Origin of the sequence: Enterococcus sp. DIV1368b (genome assembly GCF_050529595.1) — a bacterium.
Taxonomy (GTDB): domain Bacteria; phylum Bacillota; class Bacilli; order Lactobacillales; family Enterococcaceae; genus Enterococcus_B; species Enterococcus_B mundtii.
Genome location: NZ_CP172883.1, coordinates 781,123 through 798,043 on the forward strand (window position 1 = coordinate 781,123; position 16,921 = coordinate 798,043).

15 protein-coding genes are annotated in these 16,921 nt (G+C 39.6%); 13 read left to right on the forward strand and 2 right to left on the reverse strand.

Features of this window, described 5'->3' with window-relative positions:
* Positions 1-129 precede the first annotated feature (129 nt).
* The 3 genes from efrA (at position 130) to IGJ19_RS03665 (ending at position 4,178) form a co-directional block, all read left to right on the forward strand.
* Positions 130-1,860 carry a multidrug efflux ABC transporter subunit EfrA gene (gene efrA, locus IGJ19_RS03655; RefSeq protein ID WP_430604424.1) on the forward strand — a complete coding sequence of 577 codons (1,731 nt, stop codon included), beginning with the start codon at positions 130-132 and terminating at the stop codon, positions 1,858-1,860.
* Complete coding sequence (efrB, locus tag IGJ19_RS03660) at positions 1,857-3,617, forward strand: multidrug efflux ABC transporter subunit EfrB (RefSeq protein WP_074800099.1); 1,761 nt, start codon at positions 1,857-1,859, stop codon at positions 3,615-3,617. Before efrA ends, efrB begins: the two co-directional genes overlap by 4 nt.
* 72 nt (positions 3,618-3,689) lie before the next feature.
* Entirely contained in the window at positions 3,690-4,178 is a 489-nt protein-coding gene (locus tag IGJ19_RS03665; protein ID WP_062805556.1) for a gamma carbonic anhydrase family protein, read from the forward strand.
* An 82-nt stretch (positions 4,179-4,260) separates the two neighbouring features.
* Here IGJ19_RS03665 and clpP read toward each other — a convergent pair whose 3' ends face one another.
* Positions 4,261-4,854: an ATP-dependent Clp endopeptidase proteolytic subunit ClpP gene (gene clpP / locus IGJ19_RS03670; RefSeq protein WP_010736070.1), complete on the reverse strand. Its 594-nt coding sequence runs from the start codon at positions 4,852-4,854 to the stop codon at positions 4,261-4,263.
* A 243-nt stretch (positions 4,855-5,097) separates the two neighbouring features.
* On the opposite strand from clpP, the gene IGJ19_RS03675 reads away from it, so the two are divergent.
* From IGJ19_RS03675 to glnA, 6 genes are all read left to right on the forward strand, one after another.
* Positions 5,098-5,562 carry a hypothetical protein gene (locus tag IGJ19_RS03675; protein ID WP_371740687.1) on the forward strand — a complete coding sequence of 155 codons (465 nt, stop codon included), beginning with the start codon at positions 5,098-5,100 and terminating at the stop codon, positions 5,560-5,562.
* A 134-nt stretch (positions 5,563-5,696) separates the two neighbouring features.
* Entirely contained in the window at positions 5,697-6,431 is a 735-nt protein-coding gene (locus tag IGJ19_RS03680; RefSeq protein WP_071867014.1) for a glycerophosphodiester phosphodiesterase, read from the forward strand.
* Between the two features lie 7 nt (positions 6,432-6,438).
* Positions 6,439-7,362: a tRNA (adenosine(37)-N6)-dimethylallyltransferase MiaA gene (gene miaA, locus IGJ19_RS03685; protein WP_071867013.1), complete on the forward strand. Its 924-nt coding sequence runs from the start codon at positions 6,439-6,441 to the stop codon at positions 7,360-7,362.
* A complete protein-coding gene (gene hflX, locus IGJ19_RS03690; protein WP_071867012.1) occupies positions 7,359-8,603 on the forward strand; it encodes a GTPase HflX in 1,245 nt (414 codons plus the stop codon). Before miaA ends, hflX begins: the two co-directional genes overlap by 4 nt.
* A gap of 169 nt (positions 8,604-8,772) precedes the next feature.
* Positions 8,773-9,168, forward strand: coding sequence for a MerR family transcriptional regulator (locus IGJ19_RS03695; RefSeq protein WP_010736065.1), 396 nt, complete (start codon positions 8,773-8,775; stop codon positions 9,166-9,168).
* A 29-nt stretch (positions 9,169-9,197) separates the two neighbouring features.
* Positions 9,198-10,538 carry a type I glutamate--ammonia ligase gene (glnA, locus tag IGJ19_RS03700; RefSeq protein ID WP_010736064.1) on the forward strand — a complete coding sequence of 447 codons (1,341 nt, stop codon included), beginning with the start codon at positions 9,198-9,200 and terminating at the stop codon, positions 10,536-10,538.
* Positions 10,539-10,712: 174 nt separating this feature from the next.
* Here glnA and IGJ19_RS03705 read toward each other — a convergent pair whose 3' ends face one another.
* On the reverse strand, positions 10,713-11,018 hold the full coding sequence (locus tag IGJ19_RS03705) for a DUF898 family protein (protein ID WP_071867011.1): 306 nt from the start codon (positions 11,016-11,018) through the stop codon (positions 10,713-10,715).
* A 361-nt stretch (positions 11,019-11,379) separates the two neighbouring features.
* On the opposite strand from IGJ19_RS03705, the gene IGJ19_RS03710 reads away from it, so the two are divergent.
* The 4 genes from IGJ19_RS03710 (at position 11,380) to rho (ending at position 16,859) form a co-directional block, all read left to right on the forward strand.
* A complete protein-coding gene (locus IGJ19_RS03710; RefSeq protein WP_034689095.1) occupies positions 11,380-12,990 on the forward strand; it encodes a CTP synthase in 1,611 nt (536 codons plus the stop codon).
* 262 nt (positions 12,991-13,252) lie between these two features.
* Positions 13,253-14,122: a class II fructose-bisphosphate aldolase gene (locus tag IGJ19_RS03715; RefSeq protein ID WP_010736062.1), complete on the forward strand. Its 870-nt coding sequence runs from the start codon at positions 13,253-13,255 to the stop codon at positions 14,120-14,122.
* Between the two features lie 173 nt (positions 14,123-14,295).
* Entirely contained in the window at positions 14,296-15,567 is a 1,272-nt protein-coding gene (locus IGJ19_RS03720; RefSeq protein ID WP_071867010.1) for a UDP-N-acetylglucosamine 1-carboxyvinyltransferase, read from the forward strand.
* Complete coding sequence (gene rho, locus IGJ19_RS03725) at positions 15,564-16,859, forward strand: transcription termination factor Rho (protein WP_010736060.1); 1,296 nt, start codon at positions 15,564-15,566, stop codon at positions 16,857-16,859. Before IGJ19_RS03720 ends, rho begins: the two co-directional genes overlap by 4 nt.
* Positions 16,860-16,921: the final 62 nt, after the last annotated feature.

Sequence of the window (16,921 nt, forward strand, 5' to 3'; positions counted from 1 at the left end):
AAAAAACGTACGAAGAGAAAATATTTTTCAGAAAAAATTCTTTTTAAAAAATGTAGTGTTCTATAAAGTAGTAGATTGTGCTACTATTGAAAGTAATGGCAAGATAGAATATTTAAAGGAGATGATAAAGTGAAGTTAATGTGGCATTACACCATGCGCTACAAAAAATATTTGGTGTTGAATTTTATTTGTGTGTTCGGCTTTATTCTGATCGAACTAGGTCTACCAACTATTTTAGCGCGCATGATCGATGTTGGAATCCTCAACGATGATTTTGACTATGTGAAACAACAAGGACTATTGATGATCGTGATTACTGTGATCGGGATCATAATGAATATATTTTTAGGTTATTTTGGGTCAAGGATCACGACGAATATCGTTGCAGACATTCGTGATGATCTGTTCAAACATATCCAAACGTATTCACATCAAGAGTATGAAACACTAGGCGTATCATCATTGATCACTCGTACGACCAATGATGCGTATCAAATCATGTTGTTTCTACAAAATATTTTAAGAATCGGTTTTATGGCACCGATGATGTTTGTTGTTAGTTTGTATATGGTTATGCGAACAAGTCCATCTCTTGGTTTATACGTGATTGGTGCATTGCCATTCTTATTATTGGCTGTTGTTGGGATTGCTAAGTTTTCTGAACCTTTATCAAAAATCCAACAAAAGAATTTAGACAGGATCAATAGTATTCTACGTGAAAACCTATCAGGTCTACGCGTTATCCGCGCGTTTGTAAATGAAAAATTTGAAGAAAAAAGATTTGAAAAAGTCAACGAGAATTATGCTTCAAGTTCTAAAAGCCTCTTTCGCTTGATGGCGGTTGCCCAACCTGGCTTTTTCTTCTTATTCAATATCGTGATGATTTTGATTATTTGGAGCGGTACGCTACAAATTGCAGATGGACAGTTGCAAGTAGGGAATCTAATTGCTTTTATTGAGTATATTTTCCACGCGTTGTTTTCATTTATGTTGTTTGCGAGTGTGTTTATGATGTATCCACGAGCAGCAGTCTCTGCTAGTCGTATCCAAGAAGCTCTAAATGCTGCTCCTGCTATTGTTGAAGATCCAAATGGCATATCAGAAACAAAAACGAAAGGCTACATCGAATTTAAAAATGTGACCTTCGCTTACCCTGGACATTCGCAAGAACCAGTGATTCGCAACGTCAGCTTTACTGCTTCACCTGGTGAAACAGTGGCATTTATTGGTAGTACAGGTAGCGGGAAGTCTACATTGATCCAATTGATTCCACGTTTTTATGATGTTACTCATGGTGAGATCCTGATTGACGGTGTAGATGTGCGTAAGTACAAGTTGAGTAAACTAAGACAAAAAATCGGGTTTATTCCACAGAAAGCACTATTGTTTACTGGGACGATCGCTGAAAACTTGAGATACGGAAAAGAAGATGCAACGCAAGAGGAAATGGAACGTGCGGCTGATATTGCGCAGGCGACTGATTTTATTTCTAAAAAAGCGGACGGTTATGATGAACATCTTTCTGAAGGTGGCGCAAACTTCTCAGGTGGGCAGAAGCAACGGTTAGCCATTGCTCGGGCAATCATCCGTCGACCAGAAATCTATATTTTCGATGATAGTTTTTCAGCACTTGATTATCAAACGGATGCAAAACTTCGTGCGAGATTGAAAAAAGAAACAACTGAATCAACTGTATTGATCGTTGCACAACGTGTGGGTACGATCATGCACGCCGATAAGATCATCGTATTGAATGAAGGAGAAGTAGTAGGCATGGGCACACATCGTGAACTACTAGAAAATTGTCCGATTTATTACGACATTGCCGCTTCTCAATTATCGAAGGAGGAACTAGCATGAAAAAAACCTTCGCTTCATTTAAACGTTTAGCTCGCTATATCCGTCCTTATCGATTGACGTTTATCTTCGTGCTACTATTTACATTTTTAACGGTGGCTTTCAATGCGGCATTGCCTTATGTCGTCGGGCTTCCAACAACAGAAATCAGCAAAAATCTAGTGAATAATGAGGCAATCAATTTTTCTTATATCATCAACTGTTTGATTTGGATCGCGGTGGTTGGTACAGGTTATAGTATCTCTCAATTGCTTTCTGGGGTATTGATGACAAATGTTGTTCAGAGTGCCATGAAAGACTTGCGTAGAGATATTGAAGAAAAAATCAATCGTTTGCCGGTTTCTTATTTCGATAAAAATCAACAAGGGAATATTTTATCTCGTGTGACGAATGACGTAGATGCAGTTAGTGGTGCCTTGCAACAAGCCTTTATCGGTATCGTCAATGCAATCTTAGGGATTACGATGGCAGCAGCGATGATGTTTTATATCCAACCGGTCATGGCGTTGATTTCAATGATCATGATTCCAGCGTCAATTTGGATATCTAAACGAGTGATCAATGCTTCTCAAAAATATTTCCAAGAAATGCAAAATTCTTTAGGTGAATTAAATGGCTATGTTCAGGAAAACATGACTGGATTCAGTGTGTTAAAAGTATACGGTCGTGAGAAAGAAACATTTGAAGGATTTCATAAGGTCAACCATAGCTTGAAACATTTTGGGTTTCGAGCAGCCTTTATTTCTGGATTGATGATGCCGTTAGTACAATTAACTGCCTACGCTACGTATATCGGTATGGCAGTTTTAGGAAGCTTTTATGTGATTTCTGGAGTCATTGTGGTTGGGCAATTACAAGCCTTTATCCAATATATTTGGCAAATCAGCCAACCAATGGGTAATGTGACGCAATTATCTTCCGTATTGCAAAGTGCATCCGCAGCCACGAAACGGGTATTTGAGATTTTAGATGAACCTGAGGAAAAAGAAAACAAGACCGATGTTCCTTTGCCAGAAACGATCCATGGAAATGTTTCGTTTGAACATGTCGATTTTGCTTATGATCCGAAGAAACCTTTGATCCAAGACTTGAACTTTGAAGTGAAAGCTGGACAAATGGTGGCAGTTGTCGGACCGACGGGCGCTGGGAAAACAACATTGATCAACTTATTGATGCGTTTTTATGATGTGACGCATGGCGCGATCAAAATTGATGGTATTGATACGAAAGCGATGAGCCGAAGTGATGTTCGTTCCATGTTTGGGATGGTACTGCAAGATGCTTGGTTGTACGAGGGAACGATTGCCGACAACATTCGTTTTGGTAAATTAGATGCAACAGATTATGAGATCGTTGATGCAGCGAAAACAGCGAATGTCGATCATTTTATCCGAACGATGCCTGATGGTTATGAAATGGAGATCAATTCAGAAGGAGATAATGTCTCGTTGGGACAAAAACAATTGCTGACGATTGCTCGTGCGGTTGTTTCCGATCCGAAGATATTGATTCTGGATGAGGCGACTAGTTCCGTTGATACGAGACTTGAAGCGTTGATCCAAAAAGCAATGGATAAAGTGATGGAAGGACGAACGAGTTTTGTGATCGCTCACCGTCTATCAACGATCCGTGAAGCCGATCTGATCTTAGTGATGGATCAAGGCCAAATCATTGAAAAAGGAACACATGAAAGTTTATTAGCAAAAGGCGGTTTCTATGAGAAACTTTATAACAGCCAATTTGCTGAAGCAGCGGAATAATGAAAAGAGGTTTCTAGAGGCGAACAGCCTTCTAGGACCTTTTTTCTTCAATAAATGAAAAGAGGGAAAAAGATGGCAAGGTTTATAGCAGATAATGCGACGGTTATCGGTGATGTAGAATTAGGAGAAGATGTCACGGTTTGGTACCAAGCAGTGGTTCGTGGCGACAGCAATTGGATCAAGATCGGCAAAGGAACCAATATCCAAGATGGGACGGTCATCCATGTCGATCATGATGCCCCAGTTGAGATTGCTGAAAATGTCACAGTCGGACATCAATGTATGCTTCATGGCTGTAAAATTGAAAAAGGCGCATTGATCGGCATGGGAGCGACTGTTTTGAACCATGCAGTCATTGGGGAGAATAGTTTGATCGGAGCAGGCTCACTTGTGACAGAAGGAAAAATCATCCCACCGAATGTTTTAGCTTTTGGTCGACCAGCCAAGGTAATCCGTCCGTTAACAGAAGAAGAAATCCAAAAAAATAAACAGAATATCACGCATTATATCGAAATGGGACAAAAACATGCAGAAGGATTCTTCAAAGAATGGCAACAATAGTTTTAACACATGTTTTTACAGCAAAAAAAGAAGGTCTGTCATCCAAGGATGAAGGCCTTCTTTTTTGATCTTGATAGGTTGATTAGCTTAATGAAGCACTGTTTTCCATGACTTCATCGATCAAGCCATATGCTTTGGCTTGTTCAGCAGTCATATAGTTGTCACGATCTGTGTCTTTTTCAATCACTTCGATTGGTTGACCAGTACGTTCCGCTAAGATTTTATTCAAACGTTCGCGGGTTTGTAAGATATGACGCGCAGCGATTTCAATTTCTGTTGCTTGTCCTTGTGCGCCACCAAGTGGTTGGTGGATCATGATTTCAGCATTTGGTAAAGCAAATCGTTTCCCTTTTGTTCCGGCAGTCAATAAGAAACTTCCCATTGAAGCAGCCATCCCCATAACGATTGTTTGGACATCTGCTTTGACAAAATTCATTGTGTCATAGATGGCCATTCCAGCAGTCACAGAACCACCAGGTGAGTTGATATAGATGTAAATGTCTTTTTCAGAATCTTGTGCATCTAGAAATAGTAATTGTGCGATGATTGAGTTTGCTAAATCATCTGTTACTTGTCCACTCAACATGATGATGCGGTCTTTCAGTAAACGTGAGTAAATATCGTAGGCTCTTTCCCCACGTGAGGATTGTTCAATAACTGTAGGAATTAAATTCATAATAAGGTTCCTCCTTGATTTGTTTAGAAATAGTGTAACATAAATTGATTTTGATTACCTACAAAGTAGTATACATTTTTGGTCAATAAAGGTCAAATGAAAAAACTTTCCGAGAGCTAGTCTCATAAAGTGAGTTTATGTTATGATAAAAAAGAAATCAATAAGAAGGAGGAACCGTAATTGGTAATTGCTATCACAGGTTTTATCGGTGTATTAGTAGGAGCGATCTTAGTCTACTTAGGGATGGCGATCCAAATGCGTCATCTTGAGAATAAAGAGCAACGTAGACGCGAATTGGAACTGAAAGTCAAAGAAATCGAAACATTGAATCAATTAAATAAAAAAATCAATGAGATTCTCCAAAAGCGTGCGAGCTTGTTGGAAGAATATGTCAGCTTTGATGCTTTTGACGATTGTTATATCACAATCGATGACTTTGCGTATCTGCAATCATTTTCTGCACAAAATAATTTTTATTTACCAAATTATATTTTAGATGAATTATTCCAAAATATCGCTCACCGCAAAGTGATTCTTTCACCGGATGAAACGATGAAGATCGGCGGCTATGCTTACAAAGGTGGGCGTGTCATTTTGGAAAACTTTACAGATAATTTGACCGCAATGATCAATGAGAAAAAATCCCAGTTGAAAAATACGACGAGACAACCAATCGGCTTTTTCTCAAAAGATGATGTGTGGAGCTAAACAAAACATATTGTTTGTTCAAGGATAAGAGAAACTAAACATTTTGATAAAGTAAAAGTTTGGGCACTTACAAGGAGTCCAAGCTTTTTCTTTTTTGTTCCTGTGGTAAAATAGGGATGATCGGAGTGAGGACTATGGTACAGATTTATGCACATCGAGGAAGTAAAGGAACCCATCCGGAAAATACATTGCCCGCCTTTTCTGAAGCAGTAAGAGTGGGGGCGGACGGGATCGAGCTAGATGTCCATCTTAGTAAGGACGGTCAAGTAATCGTTATCCATGATGAAACCGTTGATCGAACAACCAACGGCAAAGGCCTTGTTCGAGAAAAGACTCTCGAAGAGCTGAAAAAATTGAATGCAGGTAGTTGGTTTAGTAAAGATTTCCCAGCAGCGAAAATCCCTGCGCTAAAAGAAGTACTCTCGCTACTTCTCCAAAAAAATTATCGAGGAACATTGATGATTGAAATCAAAACGGACAAGTATGAGTATGAGGGGATCGAAGCACAAGTGTCTGAACTCATGACAAAAAATGAGTGGCCGTTTCGTCATGCTTATTGTAGTTTCAACCTTCGTTCATTAGAACGTTTATCCGTCATCGAACCAGACGCACAACTGGATCTTTTAATGAGTGATTCAATGAAAAAATTAGATCTAGCTAAGACCTTACCTTTTATTGAAGGTCTTCACCCTAAAGCAACTTGGGCATTTGCGCATCCTCAGGAAATACAAGAGTTTACAAAGCGTATTCGTCTTTGGACAGTCAATACGACAGAAGAGCTTGAAAGAGGATTAAAGGAACCTGTGGATGCACTCATCACAGACTTTCCTGAACGTGCTTGGTATGTTAAACAATTAATGAAAAAGTAGGAGCCATATGGAAAAAGTATTAGTGATCGTAGGACCCACAGCAGTTGGTAAAACAGCGTTAAGTGTGACACTTGCCCAAAAATTCAACGGCGAGATCATCAGTGGAGATTCCTTACAAATTTATAAACATCTGGATATCGGTACGGCAAAAATCAAGCCAGCTGAAATGATGGGGATTCCTCATCATTTGATTGATGTGATCGAGCCAGACCAGCAGTATTCGGCAGCGGATTTTCAACAGGCAGGTCGCAAGTTGATCAAGGAAATCACCGAAAGAGGACATTTGCCGATCATCGTCGGTGGCACCGGTTTATATATTCAATCGTTATTGTACGATTTTCAATTAGGAGCAAATGAAGAAACGGATTCTGCTATTCGAGAGAAATATGAAAAAATGGCTGAAGAACTAGGAAAAGAACAACTTTGGGCTTATTTGAATGAACGCGATCCGCTTGCGGCGGGAAAAATCCATTGGAATAATCAGCGAAAAGTGATTCGCGCATTAGAAGTATTTGAGACAACAGGCTACAGTATCATGGCACCGAAAGAAAGACCTGAGTGCTTGTATGATTATTATATGATCGGTCTGGATACGGAGCGTGAGTTCCTTTATAGTAGAATCAACCAACGAGTGGATCAAATGCTCACAGAGGGATTGATTGCAGAAGCAAGAAAGGTCTATGAATTAGGGGCGGTTCAAGCCAGTCAAGGGATCGGCTATAAAGAATTCTTTCCTTATTTTGAAGAAAATATCACTCTAGATGAGGCAGTCGAACAAATCAAATTGAACTCTCGGCGCTATGCCAAACGACAACTGACTTGGTTTCGTAATCGCTTGACGGCGCATTGGTTCGATCTCTTGAAAAAACCGACAGATCTAGCAGAGATCGAAAATGCCATCGAAGGTTGGCTGAAAGAGGTGAGGACATGAGAGAAGCAAAAGAAAAAGTAATCATTGTTGGTGTGGAAACGGAAGAAAATCAGCGATATTTTGCTGAATCAATGAAAGAATTGGAACAATTGATCGATACAGCAGCTGGTGAAGTCGTATATAGACTCACGCAAAAACGACCGCAAGTGGATCGTCAAACGTTGATCGGTAAAGGAAAGCTTCAAGAATTGACTCAATTAGCAGATGCTTATGAGGCAGATCTTGTCATATTCAACCACGAATTGACTCCGCGTCAAAGTCAGCTGATTACCGATGCAGTAGGGGCGCCGGTCATTGATCGAGTCCAATTGATCTTGGATATCTTTGCGATGCGTGCGCGATCTAAAGAAGGAAAACTGCAAGTCGAATTGGCGCAATTGCAATACCTACTACCTCGTCTTGCTGGACAAGGCGAGTCGCTTTCTCGTCTTGGTGGTGGGATCGGTACAAGGGGACCAGGAGAAACGAAACTGGAAACGGATCGTCGGCATATCCGCAACAAGATCTTAGGCGTAAAAAGAGAGCTAAAAGCAGTGGAGGCCCATCGAGAACGTAATCGGCAAAAAAGACAAAGTAGTGAAGTGTTTCAAATTGGTTTGATCGGTTACACGAATGCGGGTAAATCAACAATCCTTAATTTATTGACGCAGGCCGAATCATATGCGAAAGATCAACTATTTGCCACCCTTGATCCGCTGACGAAAAAATGGCGTTTTGCGGAAGGATTCGAATTGACTGTAACGGATACCGTTGGTTTTATCCAAGATCTGCCCACCCAGTTGATTGATGCGTTCCATTCAACCCTTGAAGAAAGTCAAGGGATGGATCTCTTGCTCCATGTTGTCGATGCAAGTTCTTCTGATCGAATCTTGCAAGAACAAACGGTTTTAAAGTTGATGGATGAGTTAGATATGAAAGAAATGCCTGTATTGACTGTGTATAATAAATCAGACCAGATCGATACAGCAGGGTTTACACCGACTTTATTTCCGAATGTCTTGATTTCTGCTCAGACACAAGAGGGGAAAGAACGCTTGATCGAGGCCATCAAACGGCAGTTGATGGAGTTGATGCTTCCTTATACGAAACTTGTGCCGAGTGACCAAGGACAAACATTAAGTGAGTTGAGACGGCAGACACTTGTATTAGATGAACACTTCATTGAAGAACAAAATAGCTATGAAGTACGTGGGTTTGCGAATAAAAATTCAAAATGGCTAAAAAAAGATGAGTTATTTTAAAAATGAAATAATAAGAAAATACGAGCTTGATCGACTTCATTTAGAAGTGGATCAAGTTTTTTTATAAAAAAAACCGTTTCTTATGTAAGGAAACCTAACATGAGAGGTTGACAGTCTTTTTTGTGATTGGTATACTTTATTCAATTGATAGGACGAAAGGAGACGTCAGATGGGAGAAAAGGAATTACGTCGTTCAATGTCAGTATTTCCAATTGGTACAGTTATGAAACTAACAGACTTGACTGCTCGACAAATCAGGTATTATGAAGAACAGGAATTTGTTCACCCTGAGAGAAGTGAAGGGAATCGACGCATGTATTCACTGAATGATATCGATATTTTATTAGAGATCAAAGACTATCTTTCAGAAGGATTGAATATGGCTGGAATCAAACGGGTCTATGAAATGGCACAGGCGAAAAAACAAGAAGAAAAAAGTAAAAAACCGCTGACCGATCACGACGTTCGTCAAATTTTCCGTGATGAGATATTAGCTCAAGGCGGGTTAGCCAAAACAGGACATTATCAGTCACAAGGCTTGCAACAACGTCAATACTTTGACTGAATGAAATAAAAAAAAGAAAGAGGGATACCATGGTAAAGAAACAAATCACAGGCGAAGAGATTAAACGAATCATTGAGGATGAGAACGTACGCTTTTTACGTTTGATGTTTACAGATATATTAGGAACAATCAAAAATGTTGAAGTTCCAGTGAGTCAAATCGACAAAGTACTTGAGAATAAAATGATGTTTGATGGTTCTTCGATTGAAGGATTTGTCAGAATCGAAGAAAGTGATATGTACTTGTATCCTGATCTTTCTACTTGGATGATTTTCCCATGGGAAAGCGACCACGGCAAAGTGGCGCGCCTGATTTGTGATATTTATAATCCGGACGGTACTCCGTTTGCTGGTGACCCTCGTGGCAATCTGAAACGTTCATTAAATGATATGAAAAAACTTGGCTTTACCTCATTTAATTTAGGACCTGAACCAGAATTCTTCTTGTTCAAATTAGATGAAGATGGTGGCATCACAACGACGTTGAATGACAAAGGTGGTTACTTCGATTTTGCACCAACGGATCTAGGCGAAAATTGCCGTCGAGATATCGTACTGGAATTAGAAAGCTTAGGCTTTGAAGTGGAGGCTTCTCACCATGAAGTGGCTCCTGGACAACACGAGATCGACTTCAAATATGCGGATGTCGTTGATGCTTGTGACAATATCCAAACGTTTAAATTAGTTGTGAAAACCATCGCTCGTAAACATGGCTTGCATGCGACTTTCATGCCAAAACCATTATTCGGGATCAACGGTTCTGGCATGCACTGCAATATGTCTCTATTCAATGAAGATGGAAATGCCTTTTACGATAAAGACGGAGATTTAGAATTAAGTCAAACTGCGTATCATTTCTTAGGTGGCTTATTGAAACATGCGCGCGCGTATACGGCAGTCTGCAATCCAACGGTCAACTCTTATAAACGTTTAGTTCCAGGCTACGAAGCACCTGTTTATGTGGCATGGAGTGGACGTAATCGTTCGCCATTGGTACGTGTACCGGAATCTCGTGGTTTATCCACTCGTTTAGAATTACGTTCTGTCGATCCAGCAGCGAACCCATACCTAGCAATGGCTGTTTTATTACAAGCAGGTTTAGATGGTATCCGAAATGAATTGACACCACCACCGGCTGTTGATCGTAACATCTACGTGATGAACGAAGAAGAACGTGAAGAAGCACAAATCCAAGATCTGCCATCAACGATCCACAATGCCATCAAAGAATTACGCAAAGACAAAGTAATGATCGATGCGTTAGGCAATCATATCTTTGCAAACTTTGTGGAGGCAAAACGTCTGGAATGGGCTGCCTTTAGACAAACCGTTTCTGAATGGGAAAGAGAACAATATTTAGAGCTTTATTAATCCAGTTTGTAGAAAATAATAAAAAATGTAAAATGCCGAATCTATGGAGTAACATCCATGATTCGGCATTTTTTTATCTACGGAATATGCATTTCTTGTAAGTATATTGATTAGTTTTGCGATGAATTTTAAGGAACTGATTTACTGCTATTTATTTCATATCATATGTAAACATCAATCGATTGTATGTGTGTGTTTCACTCGCCATTGTTCTAATTTAATAGTTAACCAGAAACCATATATTCCTAAAGTAATGAGAGTGAGTAATAACCATTTGATCCAATGACCAAATAATTGCATTGCTGTACCATCGAAATAAAGTCTTTTTCCGTTGATTACAGTATGTTTGATTTTCCAATTATACAAAAAACAAAATCCCCAAGGTGCGCAGATACCTAACGTTAATATGGTGATAAGTGAAGCTAAAATCGATGTACCAATATAAGTAGCAAGTCCACCATCAAAATAAGATTCTTTCATAAATATTCCTCTTTTCTGGATATATTTTTTAATTCAATATTAATAGTAACATTTTCTGCCTATATTTTCCTAAAATTTCGGTAACATTTCCTATGTTGCCATTTTCCCTCTTACTTTGATCAATTGAATACTAATCAAAGTCTTTTACGAAAGTGAGTGTATCCTTGTTTAGTGAATTTGTTCAATCACAATTGAATACTTGACTTTCGTTTAGATAGCTTGTAATATACACCTTGGGCACCCTTTTAGAGGGTCAGAAGTTTACAGAAATCAACGCTCCCTATTCTTTAGAAGGATAGGGAGCCTTATTTATTTTCTTAGACTTTTCCTGCAGATAAAACAAGAAGGAGTTTTTGAACATATGACAAAATACATTTTTGTGACAGGCGGCGTGGTTTCATCGATTGGTAAAGGGATCGTAGCAGCATCTTTAGGCCGTTTGTTGAAAAATCGTGGATTGAAAGTAACGATCCAAAAATTTGATCCATACATCAACGTGGACCCAGGGACAATGAGTCCATACCAACACGGAGAAGTTTTCGTTACGGATGATGGAGCAGAAACGGATTTGGACTTAGGCCACTACGAACGTTTTATTGACATCAACTTGAACAAATACTCCAATGTGACGACAGGAAAAATTTATTCAGAAGTTTTACGTAAAGAACGTAAAGGGGAGTACTTAGGCGCAACTGTCCAAGTGATTCCGCATATTACGAATGAAATCAAAGAAAAAATCATGCGTGCAGCTAAAATGACTGACTCAGATATCATTATTACAGAGGTCGGCGGCACAGTTGGGGATATTGAATCACTGCCATTCTTAGAAGCGTTGCGTCAAATGAAAGCTGATGTTGGTTCTGATAACGTGATGTATATCCATACAACGTTGATTCCTTATTTAAAAGCGGCTGGTGAAATGAAAACTAAACCAACACAACATAGCGTGAAAGAGTTACGTGGATTAGGTATCCAACCAAATATCTTAGTCGTGCGCACAGAGCAACCTGTATCTCAAGATGTCAAAAATAAATTGGCACAATTTTGTGACGTTGAACCAGAAGCCGTGATCGAATCACCAGACGTAGATACACTATATTCAATCCCGTTATTATTGCAATCACAAGGAATGGATCGGATCGTTTGTGATCATTTGAAGCTCTCAACGCCAGAAGCAGATATGACAGAATGGAAAGCATTAGAAAATCGTGTCTTGAACTTGAAGAAAAAAGTTCGCATTGCTTTAGTAGGGAAATATGTTGAATTACCTGATGCGTATATTTCAGTTGTGGAAGCATTGAAACATTCAGGCTTTGCATTTGATGCAGATATCGAATTGGATTGGGTCAAAGCACATGAATTGACGAGTGAAAATGTGGACGAACGATTGAAAGAGGCAGATGGGATCTTAGTACCAGGTGGTTTTGGTGATCGAGGAATCGAAGGGAAAATCGAAGCCATTCGTTATGCTCGTGAAAATGATGTCCCATTCTTAGGGATTTGTTTAGGGATGCAAATGGCTTGTGTTGAATTTGCTCGCAATGTCGTAGGTCTAGAAGATGCTGCTTCAGCAGAAACAATTCCAGAAACGACAAACAACATCATCGACTTGATGGCAGATCAAGAGAACGTTGAAAATCTTGGTGGAACATTGCGTTTAGGGCTTTACCCATGTAAAGTCAAAAAAGGCACGACTACTGCTACAGCTTATGATGGTGCAGAAGTTGTCCAAGAACGTCACCGTCATCGCTATGAATTCAACAACAAATATCGTCAACAATTTGAAGCACATGGTTTAGTCTTTTCAGGTGTATCTCCAGACAATCGTTTAGTTGAGATCGTTGAGATCACCGAGAAGAAATTCTTTGTTGGATGTCAATTCCATCCAGAATTGATCTCACGTCCGAACCGTCCACAGAAATTGATCAAGGCATTTGTTGGTGCTTCGTTAACGGAACGCGAATCAAAATAAAAAATACTAGGAATTGATCCGTCAAAATCAGCGGGTGTCAAATTATTAGAATTGTTATTAATAAATATTTTAAATGTTTATAGAGAACCTTTTACCTACGATATTTCAGTGAATTTTATTTATTTAATGAAAAAAGCGTCTTGAAAATTTTCATTTTTATTGATTTTAGTAGAAAACTAGTGAAATGTTTGGTAAAATAGGTTCGTTGGTTAAGGATCATCTTAACAAATTTAGTTTTCACAAAATTTAGGAGGAATTTATTATGCCAGTAGTATCAGGAGCTGAATTTTTACAAGCTGCTCGTAAAGGCGGTTATGCTGTCGGCGGGTTCAACACAAACAACTTAGAATGGACTCAAGCGATCTTAGAAGCAGCTGAAGCTAAAAAAGCACCAGTACTTATCCAAACTTCAATGGGTGCAGCTAAATACATGGGTGGTTACAAAGTATGTAAAGACATGATCACTAATTTAGTTGAATCAATGAACATCACTGTTCCAGTGGCAATCCATTTAGACCATGGTGACTACGATGCAGCATTAGAATGTATCGAAGTTGGCTATACTTCAGTTATGTTCGATGGTTCTCATTTACCATTCGAAGAAAACTTGAAATTAGCTAGAGACGTTGTTGAAAAAGCTCACGCTAAAGGAATCTCAGTTGAGTGTGAAGTTGGTTCAATCGGTGGAGAAGAAGATGGAATCATCGGAACAGGCGAATTAGCAGACATCGAAGAATGTAAACAAATGGTAGCAACAGGTATTGACTACTTAGCATGTGGTATTGGTAACATCCACGGTCAATATCCAGAAAACTGGAGCGGATTAGCATTTGATCACTTACAAGCAATTGCTGATGCTGTAGGTTCAGATGTACCTTTAGTATTACACGGCGGATCTGGTATTCCTCAAGATCAAATCGAAAAAGCTATCTCAATGGGTATTTCTAAAGTAAATGTGAACACTGAATTCCAATTATCATTTGCTGCAGCAACTCGTGAATATATCGAAGCTGGTAAAGACCGCGAAGGTAAAGGATTTGACCCTCGTAAATTATTAGCACCAGGTAAAGCAGCAATCGTTAAAGATGCTGAATCTCATATCGACTGGTTCGGTTCTGCTAACAAAGCATAATCGATTAAAGTTAGATCAAACGAGATAACTGATAGAAGAGAACAATGTGCCGATCCGGCGATTGTTCTCTTTTTTTATTTAAATAAAAGGAACGATACTCGTTTCTTCGTTTCATCTATGATAAAATACAAGCATATGTATAAAATTTGAGGAATAAACAAGGTGGGGAACAAATGAAAAAAATAATCATCGAAGGAAATCGTCCATTGACTGGTGAAGTAACGATCAGTGGTGCTAAAAACAGTGCAGTTGCCTTAATACCAGCAGCGATTTTAGCAGATTCTCCTGTGATCTTGGAAGGTGTACCTGACATTCAAGATGTTCATTCATTGATAGAAATTTTAGAAATCATGGGCGCGACTGTCCGTTTTGAAAACAATGTATTAGAAATCGATCCACGCGGTGTCGTTTCAGTACCGATGCCAAGTGGGAAGATCAATAGCTTGCGTGCTTCTTACTATTTTATGGGCACGTTATTAGCTAAATTTGGCGAAGCAGTTGTTGGTCTACCAGGCGGCTGTTACCTTGGTCCGCGTCCAATCGACCTTCATATCAAAGGATTTGAAGCGTTAGGAGCAAAAGTCACAAATGAACATGGTGCGATGTACCTACGAACAGAAAACAAAACGCTTCATGGAAATCGTGTGTTTATGGATGTGATTTCTGTTGGTGCAACGATCAATATCATGTTAGCCGCAGTAAAAGCAAAAGGACAGACGACGATCGAAAATGCGGCGCGTGAACCTGAAATCATTGATGTTGCGACATTATTGAACAATATGGGTGCCAAGATCCGTGGAGCAGGCACTGACGTGATTCGTATTGAAGGAGTAGAAGAACTGCATGGCTGTCGTCATTTCATGATTCCTGACCGTATCGAAGCAGGGACTTATTTGGCTGTAGCTGCTGCTGCAGGAAATGGTATAAAAATCAAGAATGTGATCTATGAGCATCTTGAAAGTTTTATTGCTAAACTTCAAGAAATCGGTGTGAGCATGAAAATCAGTGAAGATGAGATCGAAGTCTATCCTTCAAAGAATTTAAAAGCCGCGAATGTGATGACTTATCCGTATCCAGGTTTTGCCACAGACTTACAACAACCGTTGACACCGTTATTATTGATGACTACTGGAACTGCTGAGATCGTGGATACGATCTATTCGAAGCGAGTGAATCATGTTCCTGAATTAGCACGAATGGGTGCTGATATCTCAGTAGAAGGGAATATGATCATCCTGAATGGGCCGAATAAACTTCATGGCGCGGAGGTCGTTGCCTCAGATTTGCGTGCAGGTGCTTGTTTAGTCATTGCTGGATTGATGGCAGAAGGCACGACAACGATTTATAATGTCGAATATATTTTGCGTGGCTATGATCATATCATCGAGAAATTAACAGCAATTGGAGCAAGTATCAAAATGGTGGAGGAAGTGGAAGCCGAATGAGCGATTATTTGACAATGGCCGAACTGGAAAACAAAACACTAAAAGATGTTTACAGTTATGCAAAAGAATTCAAGATTCCTTATTATAGTAAGATGAACAAAAAGGAATTATCCCTAGCTGTTATTCGAGCTCAGGCTGAAAAACAAGGCTTTTACTATATGGAGGGGATTTTAGATATTGTTGGACAAGACGGCTATGGTTTTTTGCGTCCGATCAACTATGGGCCAAGTGTCGAAGATATTTATATCTCTGCCTCCCAAATTCGTCGCTTCAGTTTAAGAAACGGTGACAAAGTAGCTGGTAAAGCAAGACCGCCTAAAGAATCAGAACGATATTACGGATTGATGCACGTTGAAAGTGTCAATGGGAGAGATCCGGAAGATGCGAAAGAGCGCCCGCATTTCCCAGCATTGACGCCGCTTTATCCGGAGAAGCAACTTCGTTTAGAAACGACACCGCAACAAATTGCAACACGCATGATCGATATTTTCTCGCCGATTGGCTTTGGACAACGTGGGTTGATCGTTGCACCGCCGAAAGCAGGAAAAACATCCATCTTGAAAGAAATCGCTAATGGAATCACTGAAAATCATCCAGAAGTGGAATTGATCGTCCTATTGATCGACGAAAGACCTGAAGAAGTAACCGATCTTGAGCGTAGTGTCAAAGGCGATGTGGTTTCTTCCACATTTGATCTGCAACCACAAAACCACACGCGGGTTTCTGAATTGGTTTTAGAGCGTGCCATGCGTTTAGTTGAAGATAAACGGGATGTCGTCATCTTGATGGACAGTATCACTCGCTTGGCTCGTGCTTATAATCTAGTGGTACCACCAAGTGGTCGTACATTGAGCGGAGGGATCGATCCTGCTGCACTGTACAAACCGAAAAAATTCTTTGGCGCTGCCAGAAATATTGAAGAAGGCGGTAGCTTAACGATTTTGGCTACGGCATTAGTTGATACAGGGAGTCGGATGGATGATGTCATCTACGAAGAATTCAAAGGAACAGGGAACTTAGAATTACAACTCTCTCGTGAACTATCAGAGCGACGTATTTTCCCTGCTATCGACATCAAAAAATCAGGTACTCGTAAAGAAGAGTTATTGATGGATAGTGATCAGCTAGAAGAAATCTGGAAACTCCGTAAGCATATGATTGGCGACTCATTAGAATATACGGAACAATTGATTCGTTTCTTGCGAAAAACTAAAAATAACCAACAATTTTTTAAAGATTTCCAAGATGTTTCTTTTGGCAAAAAAAATCCCACAAGAAATTTAAAAAGATAATTGCAAGCTTATAGGAAACATGGTAAGATGTAAATGTTGTAAATCGACAAATCAACTCTGGT